This window comes from Candidatus Nanosynbacter sp. HMT-352, from assembly GCF_022819365.1.
Lineage (GTDB): Bacteria > Patescibacteriota > Saccharimonadia > Saccharimonadales > Saccharimonadaceae > Nanosynbacter.
Genome location: NZ_CP089289.1, coordinates 503,292 through 527,147, shown reverse-complemented (window position 1 = coordinate 527,147; position 23,856 = coordinate 503,292). Strand labels below are relative to the sequence as shown.

The window sequence follows — 23,856 nt, the reverse complement described above, 5'->3', positions numbered from 1 at the left end:
CTATAATTAAAGCATGAAACGTTTTCTTTTGGGGCTACTAACTGTTGGGCTATTGTTGGCTGGGTCTGGCAAAATGGCGTTTGCGGCACGCTCGACGGATAATTTTACTATCACAAAATTTAATGCGGAATATTCGTTGAGTCGCGACTCTGATAATCGATCAAAATTGGAAGCTACTTGGCGAATTACGGCTAATTTTCCGCCGAACCAAAATCGGGGAATCGCGCCAGTTTTTGTTAAGAAGTACGATAATCACTCGACGAATTTCTCATTGCAATCTGTAACTGATGAAAATGGTACGTCGCTCGAATATTCCTGGAATGATGACGAGTTGAGGATTGGTAATAAAAACACTTACGTGAAAGGCGAGAAAACTTATATCATTAAGTTTACACAGCGTGATGTAACTAAGAATTACGGTGATGCGGGGCGTGATGAATTCTATTGGGATGTGATCGGTGATGAGTGGCGTGTCCCGATGGAAAATGTGCAAATTTCCGTGAAACTTGATGAGTCTTTGGTTGCGGCAAGGCAAGGGAAAGCTTTTTGTTATGTCGGCAGTCGAGGTTCGACGACGCAATGTGATTTGAGCGAAGATAAGGGTCGGATTACTGCAAAAATAGATAAATTGAGTCGTCAACAAGGCGTAACTGTGGCGGTTGGATTTAAGAGCGGAACTTTTTCTGGATATCAAGAAACGCTAATGGAAAAGTTGATTGGAATTTGGAACTTGATGCAGATTTTGGCTTATACAATCGCGACACCTTTGGCGGTTTTTCTAATAATTCGATATATGCGGTTAGTCGGTAGAGAGAAGGAGCTAAAGCCGATTCCACCGGAATATTTGCCGCCAGAGGATATTAGTGTTTTGATGTCGACATATATTTTGAAAAAATACGATCCATTCAAGGTTAAAGGTTTGCCAAAGGTCGCACAATTATTAGATCTGGCGGTTCGGCACTATATTAAAATTTACGAAGTGAAAAAATCTTCGCTGTTTAGCGGTGCGCAATATGAGATTGAAATTATTAAAGATTTGCAGGAACTTAAAGCCGAGGAAATTGAAGTTATTCAAGATATGTTCGATAGTTCATCTGTTCCAAAGCCAGGTCAACGCCTAAATCTGAAAAATCTTCAAAATAATATAAAATACATGACGCGAACGCGTGACGATGATAAAAATCTGGAGACGCTAGCCAGAGAGAAATATGGTTTATGCGAGCAAAATCCAGAAGTGAAGCGAATAATGAGAGGGTGGTTTAAGCGAGTTCTTGTGTTGGCTGTTTTGTTTTTGTCGCCGATGTTCCTTGTTATGTCAATTATGCTTGCTTTCGCGTCCAGAGGTTGGTCATTGACAGATAAAGGTTTGAGCTTGAGGCGATATTTGAAGGGATTGAAAATGTATATCGGCGTGGCTGAGGCTGAGCGCTTGAATATTCTACAAAGTCCTAATGGCGCGGAAAAAGTAGTTGTTGATGTGAACGACGGAAAACAACTTGTTAAATTATACGAAAGAGTTTTACCTTACGCTGTGTTGTTTGGGCAAGAGAAAAATTGGAGTAAGCAAATGGGCAAATATTACGAGCAAGTTGGCGAGGCGCCAGATTGGTATGTTGGGCGAGGCGCGTTCAATGCTGTGGCGTTTTCGTCTGGGCTAAACGGTTTGTCGACGGCGGCTGGTCATGCTAGTGATTATTCTTCAACTTCTGGTGGTTCGTCTGGCGGTGGATTCGCTGGCGGCGGCGGAGGCGGCGGCGGAGGCGGCGGCTGGTAGAATTTGGTATAATTAAAGATATGTCTGATATTTTATTGTGGTTGGCGGCGGCTGTTTTATTGACGCTTTCTGGGCTATTTTCCGGTCTGAATATTGGCTTAATGATGGCGCGGCCTGATGATCTGAAGCGAAAAGCCAGGCAAGGCGACAAAATTGCGGCGCGAGTGTATCGATATCGAAAAGACGGCTATTATTTGATTTTCTGTATTTTGCTTGGCAATGTCGGCGTGAATACCGCGATGTCAATTTTGCTGGGAAATATGACTAACGGCGTGGTTGGTGGTTTGATTGCGACGCTTCTCATCACAATGTTTGGCGAGATTTTGCCACAGGCGATTTTCTCGCAGCGTGGATATCGATTTGTGCGATATTTCTTTTGGTTACTTGATGTGATTTACGTGCTATTTTGGCCGCTTGCTCAGCCGATGTCGAAATTGTTGAATCGCTGGCTGGGTAAGGAAGCGCCGCAATTATATTCTCATCAGGAGCTGGAGGAGATTATTCACGAGCACGCTATTAGGTCGGATAGTCCGGTTGATTATGACGAAAGCCGAATCGCGGCGGGTGCGTTGCAGTTTAGTAAAAAGACGGCTGGCGATTTGGTTACGCCAATGAGCGAGGTTTTTGTCGTGGATTTGGATGACGAGCTGGACGCGACTTTACTAGCTCAGATTAAGCACGCTGGACATTCGCGAATTCCGGTTCAATCTGACGGGGAATTAGTCGGAGTTTTATACGTGAAGGATGTCGTTGGGAGGGATTTGCCGTTGCCAATTAGCCAATTGTACCGCGATAAAATTTACGATATTGATAAGAGGTCGCGTCTGGATACGGTCTTAAGCCGATTCATTCAAACGCGGAATCATTTGTTTGTGGTGATGGACGATGAGACGGAGCTGGGAATTATTACGTTGGAAGACGTGATTGAAGAGATTTTGGACCAAGAGATTGAAGATGAGTATGATGAGGAATAGAGAACGATTTATATATAGTGGTATACTAAGAAATATATTTGACAAAAACGGTGGGCAGGGAGATTAATATGTCTAAAGAGCAATATTTTGGAGATGGCATTCCTGATCGATTGCGACAGCCATCAGTCGAAGGTATGTCGATAGAAAAGTTATATATCCTCGATACCGTAATGGATGATTCGGAGTTTTCTGATCTGGGCGACGAAGTGGAGTTTAATGATGATGCTATATATGTAGACAAAACTCAGGCAGGAGGTCTGGGCAGACTGGCTATAGATAAGAGGTGCGCCGTGAAAGCTCTCGATAAAATTGATCCAGCTGATTTTAATTCAGTAATTCTAATGAAAGCATATGTACAAGATGGCGCTAATCTCTGTTGCGGTGTTATCGCGGACTGCAGATTTTACAAAGGATCATTTGGTGTTGATAGTGGAAAGGAAATTGATTTTACAGATCAGGAAGAGATGTGGGAGACGCTTGACGATCAAGCAAATAAATTAGTGATTTCTGCCGTGATTGATGTAGAAGATGGACAAGTTAAAATATGGGGTGATTCAGCGTTTTTTGATGCCGCTGTGTATATGACTAAGTTGGTCAGCGATAAGTATTCGAAATGCGAAGAGAGTGATGAGCGGGTGTCGAAATCTGACGCGGCCTTAAGAAAATCCGAACTTCAAGATAAAGCTAAAAAGGCTATATCTTCTTTTTCTAAGACTTGCGAATATGCAGTCAGTGGCTTAAATAAGTGGATTAGAGACCATCGGAAATAGAAAATTTTGAATATTATTTTCAAAAATACCTTGACTATTTAAGGTACCTTGTATAACATAGTACTATGTATAGTAAATCAACAAGGAGTTTAATGTGAGAAGAATTGACATTATTAAACGCGCCGGTCGAAATTTGGGACAATCAAAAGGTCGCACGATTTTAACCGCGCTGGCAATTTCAGTTGGGGCGTTTACGATTGGTCTGGCGCTGATGGCTGGAGAAGGTGGTCGGCTGTATACGAACAGCATGGTCGACGCGGCTGGTGATAAAAAATCCGTTTCGGTCTATAAAAAAGTAACCTCGTCGGGACCTGATAGCAACCTTCCAGAATATAGCGACTCGGAAGATACGGAAAAGGATCAGTCTAAGGCGATAGAAAAATATTCGATGACTGATAACGATGTGAAAAAAATACAGAAAGTTCCGCGCGTAGAAAAAGTGACGCCAGCTTATTCTATGTATGGAGTTTTATACGCCAAAAGTTCGGCGAGCGACAAAAAATTCGTGCCGAGTGTAACCGTGAAGTTTGATAAAACTCGAATGAAGTTTGCGGCTGGTAATTTGGACAATTTTATGCCGAAAAAAGGCGAAGTTGTTATTCCGGAATCTTACGTGAAAGAGATGGGATTTAGCGATGCAAAATCGGCAATTGGACAAACGATTACGCTAGGATTGAAAAAAGGAGATTCGCCGAGCAAGAACGCTGACAAAGAAATATCTCTGAAAGTTGCAGCAGTCGATAAGCCTTCGGACACGATTCTATTTTACCAGCCAGCTGTGCGCGTTTCTGTGGATGATGCTAAGGAGATTTACGCTTTCAGCCACGCCAAAAATTTGCCTAATGATTATTCTTACGTAATTGCGTCGGTTGATGATGAGAAAAACGTTGAGGCGGTGAAGAGTGAGCTTGGCAAGGACTACGTGGCGTCTTCGGTTCAGGATGTACGCAAGGCTATGCTTACTTTTGTGAATATGGCTCAAATGGCGCTGATTGGGTTTGGCGGTTTGGCGCTACTTGCGAGCGTGTTTGGAATTGTTAATACAATGTACATTTCGGTTTTGGAGCGAACTAGCCAGATTGGACTAATGAAAGCTTTGGGAATGCGAGGTCGTGATATCGGTAAAATGTTCAGGTATGAAGCGGCGTGGGTTGGGTTTCTCGGTGGTTTGATCGGCGTTGGTTTGGCGAGTTTGATGTCGCTACTTAATCCTATGATTGCTAGTTTTCTGAAGTTGGAGCAGGGCACGAATCTATTAGTCGTTAATCCTCTGCAAATGGGACTTTTGATAATCGGGCTGATGATTATGGCGGTACTTTCTGGCTGGCTGCCGAGTCGCAAGGCAACAAAATTAGATCCAATTGAAGCGTTAAGGACGGAGTAGGAGAATTGTTATGATTGAGCTTAAAAATGTGACGAAAATTTACGGCAAAAAGAAGAACCAATTTGTGGCGCTAAATGATGTGAGCTTGCAAATTCCAACTGGTGTGAGCGTGGCGATTTTGGGAAAATCTGGTTCAGGAAAATCGACGCTGATGCACGCAATTTCTGGCTTGGATCGACCGCAGCAAGGTCAAGTGATTATTGACGGTCAGGACATTCTGAAATTGAAACAAAAGCAAGTTGACGAGTTCCGCGCGAGAAAAATAGGTTTTATTTTCCAGAGTTTCTTTGTTCAGGGCAATGAAAGCGTGGCGGATAATGTGAGCTTGCCGCTGGAAATTGTGAAAACGCCAAGGGGCTTGAGGGAAAGTAAGATCAATGACGCGCTGAAGGCGGTGGACTTGTACGAGAAGCGCAAGAATCGTGCGAAGGATTTGTCGGGCGGTCAGAAGCAACGTTTGGCGATTGCGCGGGCAATTGTCGGCAGTCCTCAGATTATTTTTGCGGACGAACCTACGGGAAATTTGGATAGCGAAACTGGCGCGAAGGTGGAAGAATTGCTGTTCAATTACAACAAGCAAGAAGGCGCAACGCTGATTATCGTGACACACGACGTTGATTTGGCTAAGAAATGCGATTATCAAATCCTGATCAAAGACGGCAAAATTAAGGGGTCCAATATGCCGAAAGAAGGTGAAAGTGGACGTTGATAGCTATGCGGAAAGCTTAGCGGTCCAATTGCGAAAAGGATTTTTGGTTTATTGCGTTTTACTGGTTTGTTCTAATAAAGCGCAGTACGCCGGCGACATTGTTAAGCAGTTGAACAATTCGGATTTAACAGTGGTCGAAGGTACGATTTATCCGCTACTGAATAGGCTGCAGAAAGACGGATATTTGCAACACGAATGGCAGGAAAGCGAGCAAGGTCCGCCGCGAAAATATTATTCATTGACAGATCACGGCGATCAGTTGATTCACGAACTTAAAGATCGCATAAATATGTTAAATAATTCGCTTGATAACTTAGAGAAAGGAATAAAATAATGAAGGAAATAACCAGGATTCATCTGGCAAAAACGGCGTTTAGTGTGGAAATTGACGCTAAGAAATCGCTAGAAAAGTACCTTAATTCGATTCAGAAAAATATGCACGCCGACGCGGAAGCGATGAAGGAAATTGAGGCGCGAATGGTTGAAATTTTAGCCGAGCGTGGCGTGATGAAAGAGGGCGTTATTAGCGACGATGACGTTTTGGCGATTAAAAATCAAATGGGCGAGCCGCGTGATTTTTCGGATGATAGTGAGGACTCAACTGATGAATTGACAGATGATAACGAAAAACCAGAAAAGCAATTGATGCGCGACACAGACAGGGCTGTCGTTGGCGGCGTGTGCGCGGGAATAGCGGCGTACTTTAATATCAATCCGTTGTGGGTGCGACTGATTGCAATTATCTCGCCGTTCGTAACATTCGGCACGACGGTTCTGGTTTACCTCGCGATGTGGGTGTCAATGCCGCCAGCAAAAACCGCGTCGGACAAATTACGAATGCGCGGAAAGCCGGTAACTTTGGCTGCGCTTAAGGAAGCTTCCGCTGATGGAATTTCAACTGTGTCTGTCGGAAAAACTCCAATTGCGAAATTTTTCCAATATTTTGTTGGTGCCGTGGTACTGTTTACGACGCTAGCGATACTGTTTGGGCTGATTGTTGGCGGGGCGCTTGGCGTTTCCGTGGTTAATATGCTCGGTGGCTTAAGTATGCAAATGTGGGCGTGGGGAGTATGGATTTCCTTAGCAATTGGCGGAATCTCGACGGTTATATTTGGCGCAATTGTAACGCGTAGCATATTCGCTTGGAAGGTCAATCGATTGTCTGTAATAACAATGATCGTGGCGGCATCCGTTGTTTTCATGAGTTTGGCAAGCGCCGCAATATTTAGCGCGCACGCTGGCTTGGAATATGCACGTGAATCGCAGCAACTCACAAAGAAAGTAAATATCGATATTCCAGATACGACAAACGCTAGTTCAATTTTTATTGATATGCCAGTGGGGAATGTTTCGCGAATAAATTCTGACAAGTTTAAGGTGGAAGCGGAGTTTGTGGATTTGCCAAAGGCGAACAAGCCAGAGATTAACGTGCGCCGCGATGGCGATAAAATTGTGCTATCTGTTTCTGAGAAGTGTAACGCGATATTCTTTGACGGTTGCTTGAAGTTCTATAAGCCGATAACTGGCTTGAAAATTTATGCTCCTGCGGGCGTGAACGTTAGTGGTTTGTTCTATCACAACTCAATTGAAGCAGAAAATTCCGAATCTTAGCTCACACATTTGAATGATTTTACCGCTAATGCTACACTTGAAGGATGAAAGGTAATTTTTAAGCGTGGCTTGGTGGCAAGCAATTATTCTCGGCGTAATTGAGGGAATTACGGAATTCTTACCGATTTCTTCGACTGGGCATTTGACGATTGCTGAGAAGTTGTTGGGAATGCGAATTGACGATCCGAGTGTCGTGGCTTTTACGGCGATAATCCAGATCGGAGCAATTTTGGCAGCGGTGATTTATTTCTGGAGCGACATCTGGCGGATTTTACAGGCTTGGTGGCGCGGTTTATGGTGGAAGCGAGCGCGTCGAAAGTTTGATTATAAATATGGTTGGGCAATTATTATCGGCTCAATTCCTATTGCGATTGTCGGATTATTATTTAAGCATGAAGTTGAAACAGTTCTTCGCAGTTTGTGGTTTGTGGCGTTCGGGTTGATTGGTTGGAGCGTTGTTATGTGGCTGGCTGACAATCGTGCGGTAAATAACAAGCGTGGCGAAACTGAGACGAGCTGGAAAGACACTTTGGCGATTGGTGCGGGGCAGTGCTTGTCTCTCATTCCGGGAGTTAGTCGCTCTGGCGCAACGATTTCAGTCGGTTTATTCCGTGGATTTGATCGCGTGTCGGTTACGAAGTTGAGTTTCTTCTTGGGTATTCCAGCACTAGTCGCGGCGGGGTTGTTGGAAGTTGTCACCAAATATAAACACATTTCTGGTGGCGTTGGCTGGACTCCAACCATAATCGCCACGGTAATTTCATTCGGCGTCGGTTATTTGGCTGTGTCGTGGCTGTTAAAATTTATTCAGAGCAATAATTTCCGACCGTTTATAATTTATCGATTCGTATTAGGTCTGGTGTTGTTGATGCTGCTTGGCTTTGGTGTTATTTCTCACGTTTAGATATGATTGATTTTTCATATTGCTACATGTAAAATAAAAGCATAATCAATATCAAATAAAGTTTAAAGGAATATTTTAAGTGGAGCGAGAAAATACAAGAAAGCCTGCATCAAAAGCTTTCGTGCTAAGTCTTTTTGTGATCACAATAATACTCATAATATTATTGTTTTTTATTAAGATTTCACCACGTGGAGTAATTGATCCGAATGCAGTTTCTATTCGTCAGGATTCGGGCGAGATTCAATATAAATATGCTGATGGCAATTGGCAAAAGATAGTTTCGCTTGAGGATTTGAAAAATAAGGATAACGGCGCTAATAAGGAAGATGGCAAGAAAGAATCTAGTAAATCTGATAGTCGCGAAATTGAGATCCAGAAGAACTCTTTGTATATACAGTGGCGATATGCCGGGGAATCTGAATGGAAAAATATCATAGCCTACTCAGACTTAAAGGGTAAGGATGGCCGAGACGGTAGAGATGGTCTTAATGGCCAGAATGGTAAGGATGGGCGAGACGGTATTAACGGCAGGAACGGTCAAGATGGCAAAGACGGTCTTAATGGTCGGAATGGTAGAGATGGTCAAAAAGGCGACAAAGGCGACACTGGTGCGGCGGGTCCTGCTGGGGCAACTGGAGCCACGGGAGCTACAGGTGCAACAGGTGCAACTGGTGCTACAGGAGCGGCTGGCCGAAATGCTACAATTTCTGTAACTAATAGTACTCAGCCTTGCTCGACTGGGTTGACTGTAACTGGTAATGGCACGAATAATTTGGGGCTGAAATTTACTGGAAGTAATCTCCCGTCGGGTGGTAAAATTGATCAGATTTTAGCTAAGAAATCAGATAATGACTGTGACGTAGAATGGAAAGATACGTACGAAATTCGCGGAACTGGTATGCCTGAGGGTAATGTTAAGGCTAGTGTTGGTACGTACTATACCGATACAGCTGCTACAAACGGCGCCATTCGCTGGATTAAAACTCGTGGTAGTGATAAAACAGGATGGAAGGTTGTATACGGCGACACTGGCTGGAGAAGTGTTCCTCAAATTCTCTCAACATCCATGAAAGCTAGCGTAGTCAAGGTTCGACGAATTAACAATACTGTTTATCTGTACGCAGCTCTTACGGGCTGGGCGTATAGCTGGAACGGTGGTGGCTCTTCGTTGCCAGATGGGCTGCGTCCTAGTGACCAGATGCAAGGTCCTTCTGCTGGACGATATGGTAATTCGTATTTGACTTGGGTTGTTCAAACTTCTGGGCAGATTCAAGCTGAAGCAGCTAGCGCTCAGAATCCAACACCACCACTCCCTCCGATCGTTAGCGTATCGTATGTGCCAAACGACAACGTTCCATGGCCAACAACGTTACCCGGCACAGCTATGTAAGTAAATTATTTACACTTATCTAAAACCCCGTCTGTTAAATCCGGCGGGGTTTATTTATATATAGTCTATGTTGTTATATAATTGAGACATGTTAGACATTAAGTTCATCCGAGAAAATGCCGATTTGGTGCAAAAGTCGGCAAACGATAAAGGCTATAAAGTTGATATTGCGGCATTGTTGCAATTAGACGATGAGCGTCGCGATTTACAGAAGCAAGTTGAAGCGTTACGCGAACAGCGCAATGTTATTTCAGCGAAGATGAAAGGCGGTCGACCAGACCAAGAGTTGATTGATCAGGGCAAGCAATTGAAAGTTGAGCTGGCAGAGCGTGAGAGCTATTTGAAATCGACCGAGGAAAAAGTTGCGGCAATTCTTAAAAACGTCCCGAATATCACTTTTGACGACGTGCCTTTGGGTGGCGAAGAAGATTCTGTTGAGGTAAAAGTTTATGGCGATTGTAAAACTGGTGCAAAAGACCATTTGGATTACGCTGTAAGTCGCGGCTGGGTGGACTTTGAGCGCGGCGCTAAGGTGGCTGGTGCGAAGTTTTATTATTTGAAGGGTGATTTGGCTTTGTTGGAAAATGCCGTAACTCAATTTGCCTTGGATTACGTGACAAAGCAGGGCTTCACATTTATGACCGTGCCGCATATGGTCAATTTGCGAACAGCTGAGGGTGCAGGTTTCACTCCAAAGGGTGAGGGCAGTAACGAATATGTAGTTGACGGTGAAGATTTGACGCTAATTGGTACGGCGGAAATGCCATTAACCGGCTACCACGCGGATGAGATTTTGGATGAAAAAGATTTGCCATTGCTATACGCTGGATATAGTCCTTGCTATCGAAAAGAGGCGGGAACATACGGCAAGCACACGCGTGGTCTGTTCCGAGTCCATCAATTTAATAAGTTGGAAATGTACGCGTTTTGTTTGCCTGAGCAATCTAAAGAGATTCATGAGAAAATTCTTAGCGTTGAAGAGGCGCTTTGGCAGCAAATCGGGATTTCTTATCACGTGGTTAATATTGCGGCGGGCGATTTGGGTGCACCGGCTGCAAAGAAGTACGACATTGAATATTGGTCGCCAGTTGACCAAACTTACCGTGAGCTGACGAGTTGCTCGAATTGTACTGATTATCAAGCTCGTGGTTTGAATATTCGAGTTCGCCGAGAAAATGGCACGATTGAATCTGTTCATACGTTGAATGGAACTGCGGTGTCGTTAGCACGATCGCTAGTAGTGATTTTGGAGAATTTCCAGAATCCAGATGGAACTTTGACTGTCCCTGAGGTACTTCGTCCGTATATGAATGGTCGTGACGTGATATAATAAGAGCGTATTAGTTAGTAGGAGGAAAAATGATTAAGGATATTACAATTACTGGCGTTAAATATGAGCTGAACGCCACAACAAAAAAATACGTTGAGCGAAAAATTGGTTCGTTGGGAAAATACTTGCCACGCCACGCGCGAAAAAGTGCATCTGCAGATGTGAAGATTAAGCAGATTGACAATCCTGGAGGCAACAAGTACGAAGTTGAAGTTATCATCAATGTGCCAGATAAGAAGATTGTAGCTAAGGACTCAACCATGAACGTTTTGGCTGCGGTGGACATCGTTGAAGCTAGGTTGAATGGTCAAGTTCGTAAGTATAAAGACGATGTGCTAGCTCATGTTGGCGGAAGTCGCGGGGTTTTGGCGAAGCTGAAGCGAACTTTCGGTCGAAAATAATTGACAGATGAAATTGGCAGGAAAGCGTTCAGATTCTGGGCGCTTTTTCTTTTCAAATTTCCCGAAAAAAGTTATAATAAAAGAAGTTTTTGAAAATGCCTGAAAGTGAGGGAGTTTTAAGGTTTATGGCAATTACACAACAAAAAGCGCTGAGTAAGATTTTTGGCGATCCACAGAAGAAGATTTTGAAACGATTGCGTAAGCAAGTTGACGTTATTAACGGTCTGAATGACAAATATGAAAAGATGTCCGACAAGGAGCTTCGGGCGCAAACTGATGAGCTGAAAAAGCGTTTGTCGAAGAAAAATGTGACTCTTGATACTATTTTGCCAGACGCGTTTGCCGTGGCTAGGGAAGCCGCTAAGCGTGTGATTGGCGAGCGTCCATATGATGTGCAGTTGATTGGTGGCATGGTTCTTCATGAGGGCAACGTTGCCGAGATGAAAACTGGTGAAGGTAAGACTCTTGTAGCGACATTGCCGACTTATCTGAACGCTTTGGAGGGCAAGGGTGTTCACGTGGTGACGGTTAATGACTATTTGGCGCAGCGCGACGCCGGCTGGATGGGTCAAGTGTATGATTTCCTAGGCCTGACTACTGGCGTGATTATCAATGAGGCGTCATTTGTCTATGATAAAGATTATGACAATGAGCATCACGACGACCCTCGAATGCGCAAGCTTCGCCCAGTTTCACGTAAAGAGGCTTACGCTGCGGACATTACGTACGGCACGAATAACGAGTTTGGCTTTGACTATTTGCGCGACAACATGGTTAACGACGTTGATTTGCTCAGGCAGCGTGAATTGAACTTTGCAATCGTTGACGAGGTCGACTCAATTTTGATCGACGAAGCTCGTACGCCACTTATTATCTCTGCTCCAGCGGCTGAAAATCCTGACAATTATTACACGTTTGCTAAAATCGCCGCGAAGTTGGTTCCGGAAGATTACGTTTTGGATGAGAAGCGTCGAAGTGTTGCTTTGACTGATGAAGGTGTTGAAAAAGTCCAGAAATTGCTGGGAATAAAAAACTTGTACACACCAGATCACGTGCGCAGTGTTTATCACATGGATCAGGCTTTACGAGCACAGACATTATTCAAGCGCGACAAGGATTACGTTGTAACCAATGACGGCGAGGTGATCATCGTTGACGAACATACTGGTCGTTTGATGCAGGGTCGTCGCTATAATGAAGGCTTACACCAGGCAATTGAGGCAAAAGAAGGTGTTCCTGTGCTGGAAGAGAGCATGACCTTGGCGACAATTTCATTCCAGAATTATTTCCGTTTGTATAATAAATTGAGCGGTATGACTGGTACGGCATTTACTGAAGCTGAGGAGTTCCAGCAAATTTATTCACTTGACGTTATCCAAATTCCACCGAACAAACCAGTTATTCGCGAGGATAAGGAAGATCTGATTTTCAAGACTGAAAAGGCCAAACTTAAAGCTGTCGCTGAGGCGATTAAGGATTACCACAAGCAAGGTCGTCCTGTTTTGGTTGGTTCTGGTTCTATTGAGAAGAATGAGCAAATTGCTAAATATTTGGAAAAAGAAGGTATTAAATTTGAGATTCTGAACGCTAAGAACAATGAGCGTGAGGCTGCTATTGTTGCGAAAGCCGGCGAAAAAGGCGCGATTACTTTGGCTACAAATATTGCTGGTCGCGGTACGGACATTAAGCTTGGCGAGGGCGTGAAGGAATTGGGCGGCTTGGTTGTTATCGGTTCAGAGCGACACGAATCACGCCGAATTGACAATCAGTTGCGTGGTCGTGGCGGACGTCAGGGTGATCCAGGCGAGACTCAGTTTTATGTTTCGACCGAAGATGATTTGATGCGAATTTTCCAGGGTGAGCGAATTGCGTCGTTGATGGATAGGTTGGGTGTTGATGATGACACGCCAATCAGAACTCGCGCCGTATCGAAAACGTTGGAAGCAGCGCAGAAGCGAGTTGAGGGTTACAACTTTGATACGCGCAAAAATGTTGTTCAATACGACAATGTGATTAACCGTCATCGTCGCGTCGTTTATGTTATGCGACGTAGGATTTTGGAAGGCGATAATATCAAGCCAGAAATTGAGCGATTATTGCGAGCTAAAGTTCACGAATTGACGACTCTTCCATCGAAGAATAACCCAAAGTTTGTCGAGGATTTCTCGGTTATTTTCCCAGTTGATAAGGAAAAAATTGAAAAGGTTGGCAAGGAAAAGAAAGATCGTTTGCGCTATGAGAAGGCGCTGGAGTTGGCTGAAGAAGCTTACGCGGAGAAAGAGCGTGAGATTGGCGCCGATGATTTGCGCGGAGTTGAGCGCGAAGTTTACATGGCGGTGTTGGACACATTGTGGATGCAACATTTGGAAAATATGCAACATTTGCGCGAGGGAATTCACTGGCGAAGTGTTGGACAGCGCGATCCTTTGGTGGAATATCGATCAGAATCTCAGAAGTTGTTCGAGAGTTTGCAGGCTAATCTTCGCGATGAAGTTTTGGCAACGATATTTAATATTCATAAAGCCGACGCTACAGTCCGTCAATCTCAAGACGACGAATATGACACTGAACTGACTCGTTTGGCGGAAAATGCTGTTGAGCGTGGCGTAAATGAAATTGGTTCGGGCGAGGAAAATCGCGACGATGACTTCTCTGTGAAAAAGGGCAAGACCAGCGCGGAATCAAATCGTGCGAAGAATCAAGCTCGAAAGAAGAAAAAGGCTCAGCGACAGAACCGTAAGAAAAATCGTAAATAATCAGAGAATTAGGCAATGAAACATACAGTTGAGGAAATTAGGCTGAAGAATGGTGCGCGCGGCTTGTTGATTGACGTTCCAGATGCTACAGTAATGAGTTTTCAGGTGCAGTTCAGGGCGGGGAATCGTTACGTTCTGAATAAAGATATTTACGAAACAGCTCACATTATGGAGCATATGGCGTTCGGCGCGAATGAAAAGTTTCGTTCGGAGCACAATTACGAGCAGGAATTTACCAAGAATGGCGCTTATCATAACGCTTACACTTCTGACTATTCAATGGTTTATGAAGCGATTTGTGCTGACTTTGAGTGGGATAGGATTTTGGAGCTTCAGAGGCTGGCTATTACAACGCCACGATTCAACGCCGATGAGCTTGAGGCGGAAAAGGGTAATGTTCGCTCTGAATTAACTGGTTATCTCAACAATCACAACCGCGTGATGTGGCCGCGCATTCAGCAGGCGCTGGGTGAAGATATTTTGACGTATAATCAGCGCCTAAAAACAATTGCTAATATTGAGCTAAAGGACATCAAAAATCATCACAAGCGAACGCACACTTTGAAGAATATGCGATTTGTGGTGGCTGGAAAAATGGCTGGACGAAAAGCGGCTATTAAAGAACACCTTGAGGGTTGGCAATTAGAGACGGGCGAGCGATTCGTTATTCCTCGCGATGAACCACGCAGGGCTAATCCGGTTTTAGTCAGACGAAAAGAGGCGACGAATTTGACATTTGGCTGGTCAATGATGATTCCGCGCGAGTTAAGTGATGAAGAAGTAACGGCCATGAACGCATTGAATCACATTCTGACCGGCACGATGAGCTCGAGGATTTTTGGCGCGGCTCGTAAAAAAGGCTTGGCGTATGGTATTTTTAGTGATACGTCGATTGGTTTTTACGATTCGGCTTGGGATTTTGGCGGACAAGTAAATGTTGAAACTGCAGAAAAGCTCTTTGATATTATCGTGAGAGAATTGAAGAAAGTTTTGGCTGGATCTATTTCTGAAGAAGATTTGGAAAGTGTGAAGTCATATTCGTTGGGTCGTTATCAAATGGGTGCTCAAACTGTTGGGCAAGTAAGCAATTTTTACGTAGGACGATATTTTGCTGACGATTTCGTGAGAGATTACGCCGCCGTTCCAGATTCTATTTTGGCGGTAACTCCTGATCAGTTGATTGAAACGGCTCGTCAATTTTTTGCATCCAACACATGGACGTTGGCAGCAGTTACTTCGGAAGAAAAAGAGCTATTAACAAAGCTGTACGACAAGCTCGACAAGCTGTTCTAGGGTGTAATCGTAAATTGCCCGTGATATAATCAGGTTATGAAAATTGTCATTGCTGGTTTTGGTGTTGAAGGTCAATCTAATTTGCGTTATTTTCGAGAGAAGTTTCCGGAAGCTGATTTTTTGGTGGCGGATGAGCGTGAAAAAGTAGATAATTTGCCAGAAAATGTGACTTATCAGGCGGGATTTTTGGGGTTGGAGAACGCGGATTTAATTGTTAGGTCGCCAAGTCTTCCGCCAAAAAAGATAAAGACTAGCGGTCGCATTTGGTCATCGACAAATGAGTTTTTTGCCAATTGCCCAGCAACTATAATTGGCGTGACTGGCACAAAAGGCAAGGGCACGACGTGCAGTTTTATATCGTCGATTTTGCGCGCCGCAGGTAAAACCGTTCATTTAGTGGGGAATATTGGCGTGCCAGCTTTGGATATTTTGCCAAAAATTGAGAAAAATGACATTGTTGTTTACGAGTTGTCCAGTTTTCAATTGTGGGATTTGCAGAAATCTCCGCACGTTGCTGTGGTGCTGATGATTGAGCCTGACCACTTGAACGTTCACGCTGATTTTAATGATTATTTGGCGGCAAAGGCGAATATTGCCAAGTTTCAAACCGCGGACGATTATGTTGTCTATAATTCTCAAAATGAGTTTAGTTCGTCGATTGCAGATACGAGCTTGGCACAGAAAAAGGAATATCCATTTGCTCTTTCGGACGATATAACTTCTGCGATTCACTTGCCGGGGAAACATAATATTGACAATGCTTGCGCGGCGATATTGGCTGTAAAGTCGATTTTGCCGAACGTGTCGGATGATGAGATAAAGAAAGGACTTAGTGATTTTACGGGGTTGCCGCATCGATTGAAGTTTGTTGCTGAAAAATACGGCGTGAAATATTACGATGACAGTATTTCGACAACTCCGGGTAGTGCGATTGCGGCGTTAAAAGCTTTTGTAGAACCGAAGATTTTAATTTTGGGCGGCTCGGATAAAGGCGCGGATTATTCTGAATTAGCGAAAGAAATTGCCAGGCAAAATATGCGATCGATAATTATTAATGGCGCTAACGCTGATGAAATTAGGGAAGTTTTAAGGGGAGAAAAAATTGATTGCGAAATTGTCCAATTGAATATGGCAGGAATGAAAGAAGTTGCCAAATCAGCCAAAAATAAAGCGCAATCTGGCGACGTGGTGATTCTTAGCCCAGCGGCCGCCAGCTTTGATATGTTTAAGAGTTATTCTGATCGTGGCGAGCGATTTGTCGCCGCCGTAGAAGAACTTTAATCTTGATAAACTTCTGGTTTTAAGACGCCGATGTATGGCAAGTTGCGATATTGCTGGCGGAAATCCAGGCCATAGCCAACGACAAATTCATTCGGCGTATCGATGCCGACATAATCGGCTTTTGCGTCAACTTCGCGCCGCGCTGGTTTGTCTAATAGCGAGCATATTTTTACCGACGCAGCATTTTTTGCGGCAAATAATTCTCTTAGCGCTTGGGCGGTTCGACCACTGTCAATTATATCCTCAACTATCAACACATGCCTATCCGTTACGTCGGTGTCCAAATCTTTGATAATTTTTACAGATCCAGAAGATTTTGTGTCGTCGCCGTAGCTGGAAACCGCCATGAAGTCAATTTCCATATAGCAATCCATCGCTTGTATCAAGTCGATCATAAACGGTGCTGCGCCGCGTAAAATGCCCACGACAACAGGATTTTTATCGTGATAATCCTCGGTCAATTTTTTCCCAAGTTTCTGAACTGCCGTTTTTATTTCTTCGTTCGTAAATAGAATTTTCTCAATATCTTTATCCATCTTTTTATTTTAACAGAGAATTGAGTGTTGAAAAATGGTACAATAAAATATATGCAACCGCTAAAAAAGAAAATTGGTGAATTAGAAAAAGAAATTGAACAGGCTAAAAAAGCGCTGAAGTTTTCTGATTTGGAGCAGAAATTGGCGGAACTGGACGATCAATTAAACCAGCCAGAAATTTGGAATAATCCTGATTACGCCCAAGAATTAACGAAACAAGCCGCTAGCCTTCGCCAGACCGTCGAGCCTTGGCAGACTTTGACGGTGCAGGTTGGTGATATGGTGGAGCTGATGGAGCTTGGCGATGACGATTTATTGCCGGAATTCCAAGCGCAAGTTGCGGCGATTGAGAAGAGTTTTGAGAGCCATAAAACCGATTTGTTATTCTCTGGCGAATATGACAATCGCTCGGCAATTATGCGTATTTCTGCTGGCGTGGGCGGGCTGGATGCTCAGGATTTTGCGGCGATGTTGGAGCGAATGTATCTGCGCTGGGCAGAAAAGTCTGGAATGAAGGTCGATACGCTGGAACGCTCGACAAATGACGACGCTGGAATTAAAACGGTCGTTTTGGAGATTTCTGGATCTTTTGCTTATGGAAAACTGCGGTCGGAAAATGGCGTGCATCGTTTGGTGAGATTAAGTCCGTTTAATGCCGACAATTTGCGCCAGACTAGTTTTGCGCTTGTCGAGGTTTTGCCGAAAATTGACGCGCCCGATGAAATATCGATTGACCCGAATGACTTAAGAATTGATGTCTATCGTTCGGGCGGCAAGGGCGGTCAAGGTGTGAATACGACGGATTCGGCGGTTCGAGTGACGCATGAGCCGACGGGAATAACAGTGGCTATTCAGAATGAGCGCTCGCAGATTCAGAACAAAGAAACGGCGTTGAAGATTTTGCGGTCAAAATTGCTAGCGATGAAATTAGAGCAACACGCCGAAACTTTGTCGGATCTTAGGGCTGGCGAATCGGCAAACTGGGGTAGCCAAATTAGAAATTACGTTTTGCATCCATATACGCTAGTTAAAGATACGCGCACAAAGCACGAAAACCGCAATGCTCAGGATGTTCTGGATGGCGATATTGACGAATTTATCACGGCATATTTAGAACAAAATGCTAATTCTAAAAATATTTAGCTTATGGTATAATACTATTAATGATTCTGTTAGATAGGGTAACGAAGAACTACGGAAAAAGTAATAAGCCAGCGCTGAACCGAGCAAGCATCCATGTTGGTGCTGGTGAATTTGTGATTATTGTTGGTACGTCGGGTGCTGGCAAATCGACACTTTTGAAGCTTTTGACTCGCGAAGAAAAGCCAAGCTCTGGAAAAATTGTGGTTGGCGGAATTGATTATGACAATTTGAAGGACAAGCATATTCCGCTGTTGCGTCGTAAAATTGGCGTGGTATTTCAGGATTTTAAGTTGCTTCCGAATCGAACGGTGTTTGAAAATGTGGCGTTTGCGCTGGAAATTGCTGGAATGACAAATCGGGAAATTAAGGCAACTGTGCCGAAGGTGATCGAGTTGGTTGGTCTTAAGGGGAAGGAAAAGCATTTTCCTCATCAGCTTTCTGGCGGTGAGCGCCAGCGTGTAGCGATTGCGCGTGCGGTGGTTCGTCAGCCGAAGATTCTGATTGCGGACGAGCCGACTGGAAACTTGGACCCGAAGCATAGCTGGGACATTGTTCGCTTGCTGGAAAAGATTAACAAGTATGGCACGACGGTTATTCTGACGACTCACAACGTGGAGATTGTTAATAAATTGAAGCGGCGCGTTATTACAATTGATCATGGTAAAATCACCTCTGATCAGGCGAGAGGGAGTTATAAACAGTAATGAAATCAGCTAGTAAATCCAACAAGAACAAAGAAACTATCCGTATACGTCAGCGTCGACGAGGTTGGTTGACGTTTGTCAGAATGTGCCGATACGGTATCAATAACTTTAGTCGTAATGCCTGGCTAACGATTGCTGCGACCGCGGTGATGAGCGTCACGTTGATTATCGTGTTTATAACATTGTCAGCGCGTCAGGTTTTGGTTGATACCGTTTCAAATGTCTCCAAGCGTGCCGATATGTCAATTTACTTAAAGGGCGACACGCCAGAAAAAACGATTAAAACGATTAAATCTCGAATTGAAAAATTAGATAATGTCGATAGTGTTAAGTATATTTCCGCAGAAGAAGCGCGTGAAAAGCAGGCCGAGCAATATAAGGACAATCCAGACACGCTTGAGGCGATTCGCGAGTCTAGTAATGAGATGTCGGCAACGCTTCGTGTTTCCGTGAAAGAATTGAACAACCAACAGTCATTAAATAATTTTGTTAAAACAGATGATCTGTATAAAAAGTACAAAGATCCTAACAGGGAACCATCATTCTCAGGTGAGCGCCAGCAAGCTATTAAAACAGTTGGTAGTTGGGTGAGATTGGCGAGTATCGGCGGCTCAATCGCTACAGTTGTTTTCGTGGTGATTTCATCGCTTGTGGTCTTTAACACAATTCGCATGGCAATTTTCAACCGCAAAGACGAGATTGAAATGATGAAGTTGATTGGCGCAGAACGCAGTTTCATCAGAGGTCCGTTTATCGTTGAAGCTATAATGTACGGATTTATCGCGGCAATTATCGCAACAATAGTTGGGTATGGGTTGCTAATTCTTGCACATGATCCGATGGTCAAATACGGAATTCCTATCGATAATCTTTTGAATCATCTAAAAATGTACGGCGTGCTGGTTTTCTTTAGTATGATTCTGGTCGGAGCGGCAATTGGCGTGGCGTCATCTTGGGTGGCAACTCGCAAATATCTTAAGTTGTAAAAGTTCTTGACATACTGATTATGCTTATGCTAACATAGACGTATGAAACTACGGTCCACCACACCAGTTTCGGCATCATTAGTCAGCAGAGCGTCTCTGGTGGCGATGTCTGCATTGCTCGCTGGATCGGGCATTTTTGGCTTGGCATCACACGTATTAGCTCGCGACTATAACGCCGAAATTCAGGCGAAACAACAAGAAGCAGACAACTATAATTCTGAAGCTTCGCGCTTGGGTGAGATGGCTGATAGTTTGCAGGCGGAACTTGATAAGATAAATGGACAGATATCAGCTATTCAGGCACAGATTTCTGATAGCCAAAAAAAGATCAATAACCTCAATGATCAGATAAAAAAGAACGAAGAGTTAATTAAGCACAATCGTAAAGCGATGGGGCGAATTTTGGCGGATTTGTATGTTGATGATCAGATTTCGCCATTGGAGATGCTTGCTAGCTCAAAAAATATTAGCGATTACATCGATAAGCAAGAACAGCGTAATTCTTTGAAAACTTCATTGAATGATAAGATCAAAGAAATTAAGTCTTTGCAGAAAAAGCTGGAAGAGAATAAGAAGTCTGTCGAGAATACGCTTCGCGACCAAGAATTGCAGCGCAACGCGATGGCAGCTAAGCAGTCTGAGAAGGCAAAACTGATTACTGATACGAAGAACGATCAGAATAACTACGCGGCGCTGGCTCAGAAGCGTAATTCTGAGGTAGCGAAGTTGCGAGAAGAGCAGGCTGCGGCCAACCGACGAGCTCTTGGTGGTGGCAATGTTTCCATTCCAGGCGGCGTACCTGGCGGTGGCGGTTATCCTGGTGTTTGGGCGAGCGCTCCACTTGATGCTTATATCGATCCATGGGGACTATACACGCGTGAATGTGTGAGCTACGTGGCTTGGAAAATCCATAGCACTGGACGATATGTTCCGCATTTTGGTGGTGCGGGTAATGCAAACCAGTGGCCATCAACTGCAGCACGCTACGGTATTTCTAGCGGTTCAACACCAAAAGCTGGTGCAGCAGCCGTGATGAATATTGGATATTACGGACACGTTATGTATGTTGAATCTGTCAATGGCGACGGAACTATTACTGTTAGCGATTACAACTTTGCCTGGGATGGTTTATATAGGCATTACACACGTTCGGCTTCAGGATTGACATACGTTTACTTCTAATCAGCATAGTGATACACAAAAACGCTCGTGTTAAACGGGCGTTTTGTAGTATAATAAGCATATGGTTACGGGAGAAAAAAGACAGCAATTAAGTTGGTTCTTGACGCTTGTTATTGTGGCTATTGTTAGCTTTGTGGCGGGAGCTCGCTCTGATGCGCTGTTTGCTAACGTGGCGTCGGTATTTGGCGTTAGAACTTCAAATAAGACGATTGACTTATCTAGCGTTCAAAAAACATATCAAGAATTGATTGCTAATTATGACGGAAAATTGGATACTCAAAAGTTAATTTATGGCGCCAATCGTGGGCTAGTTGAAGCGGCTGGTGATCCTCATACGGCTTATATGGACCCAGATGAGACGAAAGAGTTTGATAAATCGCTGAGTGGACAAATTGGTGGTGGAATTGGTGCGGAGATTGGTCTTAGAAATAATAGGCCGACTATCATAAAACCTCTGGAAAACAGTCCAGCTCAGAAGGCGGGAATTAAGGCTGGCGAGGTGATTGTTAAGGTGAATGATGAGGCTTCTTCTGACTGGTCAGTGGAAAAAGTTGTGAGTAAAATTCGTGGAGAAGTTGGTACGTCCGTTAAATTGACGTTATTAAGCGGTAGCCAAACGCGTGAGGTGTCGGTTGTGCGTCAGAATATAGTTTCTCCGGCAGTAGAGTCGGAAATTGATGGAGAAATTGGTATTTTGAAAGTTAACCGATTTGGCGATGATACAGTAAGCTTGTCCAGAAAATACGCTTCGGAGTTTGTTGAGAAAGGTGTTAAAAAGGTGATTTTGGACTTACGGAATAATCCTGGCGGAACGGTTGGAGCTGCTCAAGGGCTATTGGGTATTTGGCTGGACAATCAAATAGCTATGACCGAGCGACGGGGCTCTGAAATTGTTAAAACGCTGCGTACAACTGGAACGCCAATTCTGGGTAACATGAAGACGGTGGTGCTTATTAACGGTAACAGTGCTAGTGCTAGCGAAATTACGGCTGGGGCGCTTCGTGAATACGGAAAAGCCACGCTGGTTGGGCAGAAGAGTTATGGTAAGGGAAGTGTGCAGATTGTGCTTGGGCTGCCTGGCGGGTCGCAAATGAAAGTTACTGAAGCCAGATGGTATACGCCAAAGGGTAAAAATATAGACAAAACTGGCATAGAACCTGATGTAAAAGTTGATCTTTCGTCGGACGATGTCAATAATAACGTAGATCCGCAGATGGATAAGGCGAAGTCGTTATAAAGCTTGTGTTTTTGGATTAGACAACATAAAATGGAGATAGTATGAACGGACAAAAAAAGAAGATTTTATTAGTTGAAGATGACACCGCATTATCGGCGGTTTATCGGTCGCGGTTGGAGATTGAGGGGTTTGACGTTAGGGAAGCCAACAATGGTGAAGACGCCTTGTCTGCTACCGTTGAGTATCGTCCAGATTTGATTCTTTTGGACGTGATGATGCCAAAGATTAGCGGTTTTGATGTTTTGGATATTCTTCGCAATACGCCAGAAACTGCTAACGTGAGGATTATTATGCTAACAGCGCTTAGCCAGCCAAAGGACAAGGAACGAGCTGAGAGCTTGGGTGTCGATGATTATTTGGTGAAATCTCAGGTCGTTATTGGTGACGTAGTGGCGCGTGTAAAACATCATTTGGGTATGAATGATTAGTCTTAAGATTGAATGTTTCTTGGGCTAATCAGAGTATTCGGTTGACTTTTTGTCGTAATTTTGATATTGACAAATATTAATATTTTTGCTATAATAGCATTATGAGTGAAAAACTAACCGCTATTTATCTTCCAAAAGATCCAGAAACTGGTTTAGTCACCAGCGAACAAATGTCGTCAGTCGACGATGCTGATGATAGTGAATATGAAGGTCGTCGCAAAGCTTTTATTGATAAAAATTTTGGTGGGGAAGTTCTGTCTACTATTTATTTTCACGAAACTCTAGGGGGTGATGAGCCCGGTAAGCATCTTACAATTGTTGAGAATGGTGTTGATGATCAGGGTCGGCCAAACTATGAATTCGTGGATATTAGTAGTAAAGATTTTGGTACAAGGTTAAATCCTGATAAAACAGCTGAATTACTCGATTACATGGGAAAATATGCTTCAATTGATGATTATCTAAAAAAGAATACCCCAACTAAAAAATCATCAGAAGACATTGAATCAGTAAGTAATAGCGGTGATTCTTTCGAGAGTTTGGACGGTGCAACGAATGATATTTATGTACACCCAGAGTCAATGAAGACTTTGTTACAAGGTATTGATGAGCTCATAATTGATGTGAATATGATAGAAAGAAATCTGAACTCTGGCAATGTAGAGGCAGAAGATATTAATAGTCTGCTTACAAGGTGGTGCGCGATTTTCGGGTATGATGATACTGGCAGTCAACCTGGTGGTTTGATGGGTAAAATCAATACCATTCCTGAAATTCAAAAATTGCCAAAGTTTCAGAAAGCGGTTGAAGTGCAAAAAAGAGTTAGCGAGTATATAGAAGAATTAAAAATAGATTATAGACTTCAGGTGCTAGCGACTGAGATAGCAGTAAAGGTGAGAGACAAATATCGGTTGGGCTACAAACTGAACGAATTGCGGGAGAGTGTGACCGATGTCACCAGTGACGTAAATGACGTGTTGAAGCAGAAGAGTAGACAGCAAGAGAAATAAGAAATAATAAAAATCCCTCATTAAGTTTTGAGGGATTTTGTTACTGTGCTAGC

The 23,856-nt window shown here is 43.7% G+C and carries 22 protein-coding genes; 21 read left to right on the top strand and 1 reads right to left on the bottom strand.

What is annotated here, in order from left to right; translation table 11 throughout:
- Positions 1-13: 13 nt before the first annotated feature.
- The 14 genes from LRM49_RS02805 to murD all read left to right on the top strand — a co-directional run bounded on the left by LRM49_RS02805 (position 14) and on the right by murD (position 16,577).
- A complete protein-coding gene (locus LRM49_RS02805; protein ID WP_243777710.1) occupies positions 14-1,774 on the top strand; it encodes a DUF2207 domain-containing protein in 1,761 nt (586 codons plus the stop codon).
- A 20-nt stretch (positions 1,775-1,794) separates the two neighbouring features.
- Positions 1,795-2,748, top strand: coding sequence for a CNNM domain-containing protein (locus LRM49_RS02800; RefSeq protein ID WP_243777709.1), 954 nt, complete (start codon positions 1,795-1,797; stop codon positions 2,746-2,748).
- Between the two features lie 68 nt (positions 2,749-2,816).
- Positions 2,817-3,518: a hypothetical protein gene (locus LRM49_RS02795; protein ID WP_243777708.1), complete on the top strand. Its 702-nt coding sequence runs from the start codon at positions 2,817-2,819 to the stop codon at positions 3,516-3,518.
- Between the two features lie 94 nt (positions 3,519-3,612).
- Positions 3,613-4,902, top strand: a complete 1,290-nt coding sequence (locus tag LRM49_RS02790; RefSeq protein WP_243777707.1) for an ABC transporter permease — start codon at positions 3,613-3,615, stop codon at positions 4,900-4,902.
- Positions 4,903-4,906: 4 nt separating this feature from the next.
- Positions 4,907-5,611, top strand: a complete 705-nt coding sequence (locus LRM49_RS02785; RefSeq protein ID WP_445082940.1) for an ABC transporter ATP-binding protein — start codon at positions 4,907-4,909, stop codon at positions 5,609-5,611.
- Positions 5,601-5,945 carry a PadR family transcriptional regulator gene (locus tag LRM49_RS02780; protein ID WP_243777705.1) on the top strand — a complete coding sequence of 115 codons (345 nt, stop codon included), beginning with the start codon at positions 5,601-5,603 and terminating at the stop codon, positions 5,943-5,945. Before LRM49_RS02785 ends, LRM49_RS02780 begins: the two co-directional genes overlap by 11 nt.
- Positions 5,945-7,222 (top strand): PspC domain-containing protein, encoded by a 1,278-nt coding sequence (locus LRM49_RS02775; protein ID WP_243777704.1) that lies wholly within the window; start codon positions 5,945-5,947, stop codon positions 7,220-7,222. The genes LRM49_RS02780 and LRM49_RS02775 overlap by 1 nt, the downstream gene beginning before the upstream one ends.
- Positions 7,223-7,286: 64 nt before the next feature.
- Positions 7,287-8,126 carry an undecaprenyl-diphosphate phosphatase gene (locus tag LRM49_RS02770; protein ID WP_243777703.1) on the top strand — a complete coding sequence of 280 codons (840 nt, stop codon included), beginning with the start codon at positions 7,287-7,289 and terminating at the stop codon, positions 8,124-8,126.
- A gap of 163 nt (positions 8,127-8,289) precedes the next feature.
- Complete coding sequence (locus LRM49_RS02765; RefSeq protein ID WP_243777702.1) at positions 8,290-9,516, top strand: hypothetical protein; 1,227 nt, start codon at positions 8,290-8,292, stop codon at positions 9,514-9,516.
- An 88-nt stretch (positions 9,517-9,604) separates the two neighbouring features.
- Complete coding sequence (gene serS, locus LRM49_RS02760; RefSeq protein ID WP_243777701.1) at positions 9,605-10,846, top strand: serine--tRNA ligase; 1,242 nt, start codon at positions 9,605-9,607, stop codon at positions 10,844-10,846.
- A gap of 29 nt (positions 10,847-10,875) precedes the next feature.
- A complete protein-coding gene (hpf, locus tag LRM49_RS02755; protein WP_243777700.1) occupies positions 10,876-11,247 on the top strand; it encodes a ribosome hibernation-promoting factor, HPF/YfiA family in 372 nt (123 codons plus the stop codon).
- 125 nt (positions 11,248-11,372) lie between these two features.
- Positions 11,373-14,003: a preprotein translocase subunit SecA gene (secA, locus tag LRM49_RS02750; protein ID WP_243777699.1), complete on the top strand. Its 2,631-nt coding sequence runs from the start codon at positions 11,373-11,375 to the stop codon at positions 14,001-14,003.
- A gap of 15 nt (positions 14,004-14,018) precedes the next feature.
- Positions 14,019-15,296, top strand: coding sequence for a M16 family metallopeptidase (locus tag LRM49_RS02745; protein WP_129744011.1), 1,278 nt, complete (start codon positions 14,019-14,021; stop codon positions 15,294-15,296).
- 36 nt (positions 15,297-15,332) lie between these two features.
- Positions 15,333-16,577 carry a UDP-N-acetylmuramoyl-L-alanine--D-glutamate ligase gene (gene murD / locus LRM49_RS02740; RefSeq protein WP_243777698.1) on the top strand — a complete coding sequence of 415 codons (1,245 nt, stop codon included), beginning with the start codon at positions 15,333-15,335 and terminating at the stop codon, positions 16,575-16,577.
- Here murD and hpt read toward each other — a convergent pair.
- Positions 16,574-17,113, bottom strand: a complete 540-nt coding sequence (gene hpt, locus LRM49_RS02735; RefSeq protein ID WP_129744007.1) for a hypoxanthine phosphoribosyltransferase — start codon at positions 17,111-17,113, stop codon at positions 16,574-16,576. The two genes, murD and hpt, sit on opposite strands and share 4 nt — an antisense overlap.
- Before the next feature lie 51 nt (positions 17,114-17,164).
- Between hpt and prfB the strand changes: the two genes are divergently transcribed.
- The 7 genes from prfB to LRM49_RS02700 all read left to right on the top strand — a co-directional run bounded on the left by prfB (position 17,165) and on the right by LRM49_RS02700 (position 23,803).
- Positions 17,165-18,256, top strand: coding sequence for a peptide chain release factor 2 (prfB, locus tag LRM49_RS02730; RefSeq protein WP_243777697.1), 1,092 nt, complete (start codon positions 17,165-17,167; stop codon positions 18,254-18,256).
- Between the two features lie 20 nt (positions 18,257-18,276).
- Positions 18,277-18,960 (top strand): cell division ATP-binding protein FtsE, encoded by a 684-nt coding sequence (ftsE, locus tag LRM49_RS02725; protein WP_129632464.1) that lies wholly within the window; start codon positions 18,277-18,279, stop codon positions 18,958-18,960.
- Complete coding sequence (locus tag LRM49_RS02720; protein WP_243777696.1) at positions 18,960-19,946, top strand: cell division protein FtsX; 987 nt, start codon at positions 18,960-18,962, stop codon at positions 19,944-19,946. The genes ftsE and LRM49_RS02720 overlap by 1 nt, the downstream gene beginning before the upstream one ends.
- Before the next feature lie 42 nt (positions 19,947-19,988).
- Positions 19,989-21,128, top strand: a complete 1,140-nt coding sequence (locus LRM49_RS02715) for a CHAP domain-containing protein (protein WP_243777695.1) — start codon at positions 19,989-19,991, stop codon at positions 21,126-21,128.
- Positions 21,129-21,189: 61 nt separating this feature from the next.
- Positions 21,190-22,365, top strand: a complete 1,176-nt coding sequence (locus tag LRM49_RS02710) for a S41 family peptidase (protein ID WP_243777694.1) — start codon at positions 21,190-21,192, stop codon at positions 22,363-22,365.
- Positions 22,366-22,406: 41 nt separating this feature from the next.
- Positions 22,407-22,793, top strand: coding sequence for a response regulator (locus LRM49_RS02705; protein WP_243777693.1), 387 nt, complete (start codon positions 22,407-22,409; stop codon positions 22,791-22,793).
- A gap of 101 nt (positions 22,794-22,894) precedes the next feature.
- The gene (locus LRM49_RS02700) at positions 22,895-23,803 is read left to right on the top strand and encodes a hypothetical protein (RefSeq protein WP_243777692.1); all 909 of its coding nucleotides are present in this window, start codon (positions 22,895-22,897) and stop codon (positions 23,801-23,803) included.
- Positions 23,804-23,856 lie beyond the last annotated feature (53 nt).

What these genes read in the sequence shown, in the direction of transcription:
- hpf (WP_243777700.1), top strand. Translation starts at nt 10,876, where the DNA reads ATGATTAAGGATATTACAATTACTGGCGTTAAATATGAGCTGAACGCC.
- LRM49_RS02705 (WP_243777693.1), top strand. Translation starts at nt 22,407, where the DNA reads ATGAACGGACAAAAAAAGAAGATTTTATTAGTTGAAGATGACACCGCA.
- prfB (WP_243777697.1), top strand. Translation starts at nt 17,165, where the DNA reads ATGCAACCGCTAAAAAAGAAAATTGGTGAATTAGAAAAAGAAATTGAA.
- LRM49_RS02805 (WP_243777710.1), top strand. Translation starts at nt 14, where the DNA reads ATGAAACGTTTTCTTTTGGGGCTACTAACTGTTGGGCTATTGTTGGCT.
- LRM49_RS02700 (WP_243777692.1), top strand. Translation starts at nt 22,895, where the DNA reads ATGAGTGAAAAACTAACCGCTATTTATCTTCCAAAAGATCCAGAAACT.
- murD (WP_243777698.1), top strand. Translation starts at nt 15,333, where the DNA reads ATGAAAATTGTCATTGCTGGTTTTGGTGTTGAAGGTCAATCTAATTTG.
- LRM49_RS02715 (WP_243777695.1), top strand. Translation starts at nt 19,989, where the DNA reads ATGAAACTACGGTCCACCACACCAGTTTCGGCATCATTAGTCAGCAGA.
- LRM49_RS02710 (WP_243777694.1), top strand. Translation starts at nt 21,190, where the DNA reads ATGGTTACGGGAGAAAAAAGACAGCAATTAAGTTGGTTCTTGACGCTT.
- LRM49_RS02795 (WP_243777708.1), top strand. Translation starts at nt 2,817, where the DNA reads ATGTCTAAAGAGCAATATTTTGGAGATGGCATTCCTGATCGATTGCGA.
- LRM49_RS02745 (WP_129744011.1), top strand. Translation starts at nt 14,019, where the DNA reads ATGAAACATACAGTTGAGGAAATTAGGCTGAAGAATGGTGCGCGCGGC.
- LRM49_RS02720 (WP_243777696.1), top strand. Translation starts at nt 18,960, where the DNA reads ATGAAATCAGCTAGTAAATCCAACAAGAACAAAGAAACTATCCGTATA.
- secA (WP_243777699.1), top strand. Translation starts at nt 11,373, where the DNA reads ATGGCAATTACACAACAAAAAGCGCTGAGTAAGATTTTTGGCGATCCA.
- serS (WP_243777701.1), top strand. Translation starts at nt 9,605, where the DNA reads ATGTTAGACATTAAGTTCATCCGAGAAAATGCCGATTTGGTGCAAAAG.
- ftsE (WP_129632464.1), top strand. Translation starts at nt 18,277, where the DNA reads ATGATTCTGTTAGATAGGGTAACGAAGAACTACGGAAAAAGTAATAAG.
- hpt (WP_129744007.1), bottom strand. Translation starts at nt 17,113, where the DNA reads ATGGATAAAGATATTGAGAAAATTCTATTTACGAACGAAGAAATAAAA.
- LRM49_RS02775 (WP_243777704.1), top strand. Translation starts at nt 5,945, where the DNA reads ATGAAGGAAATAACCAGGATTCATCTGGCAAAAACGGCGTTTAGTGTG.
- LRM49_RS02800 (WP_243777709.1), top strand. Translation starts at nt 1,795, where the DNA reads ATGTCTGATATTTTATTGTGGTTGGCGGCGGCTGTTTTATTGACGCTT.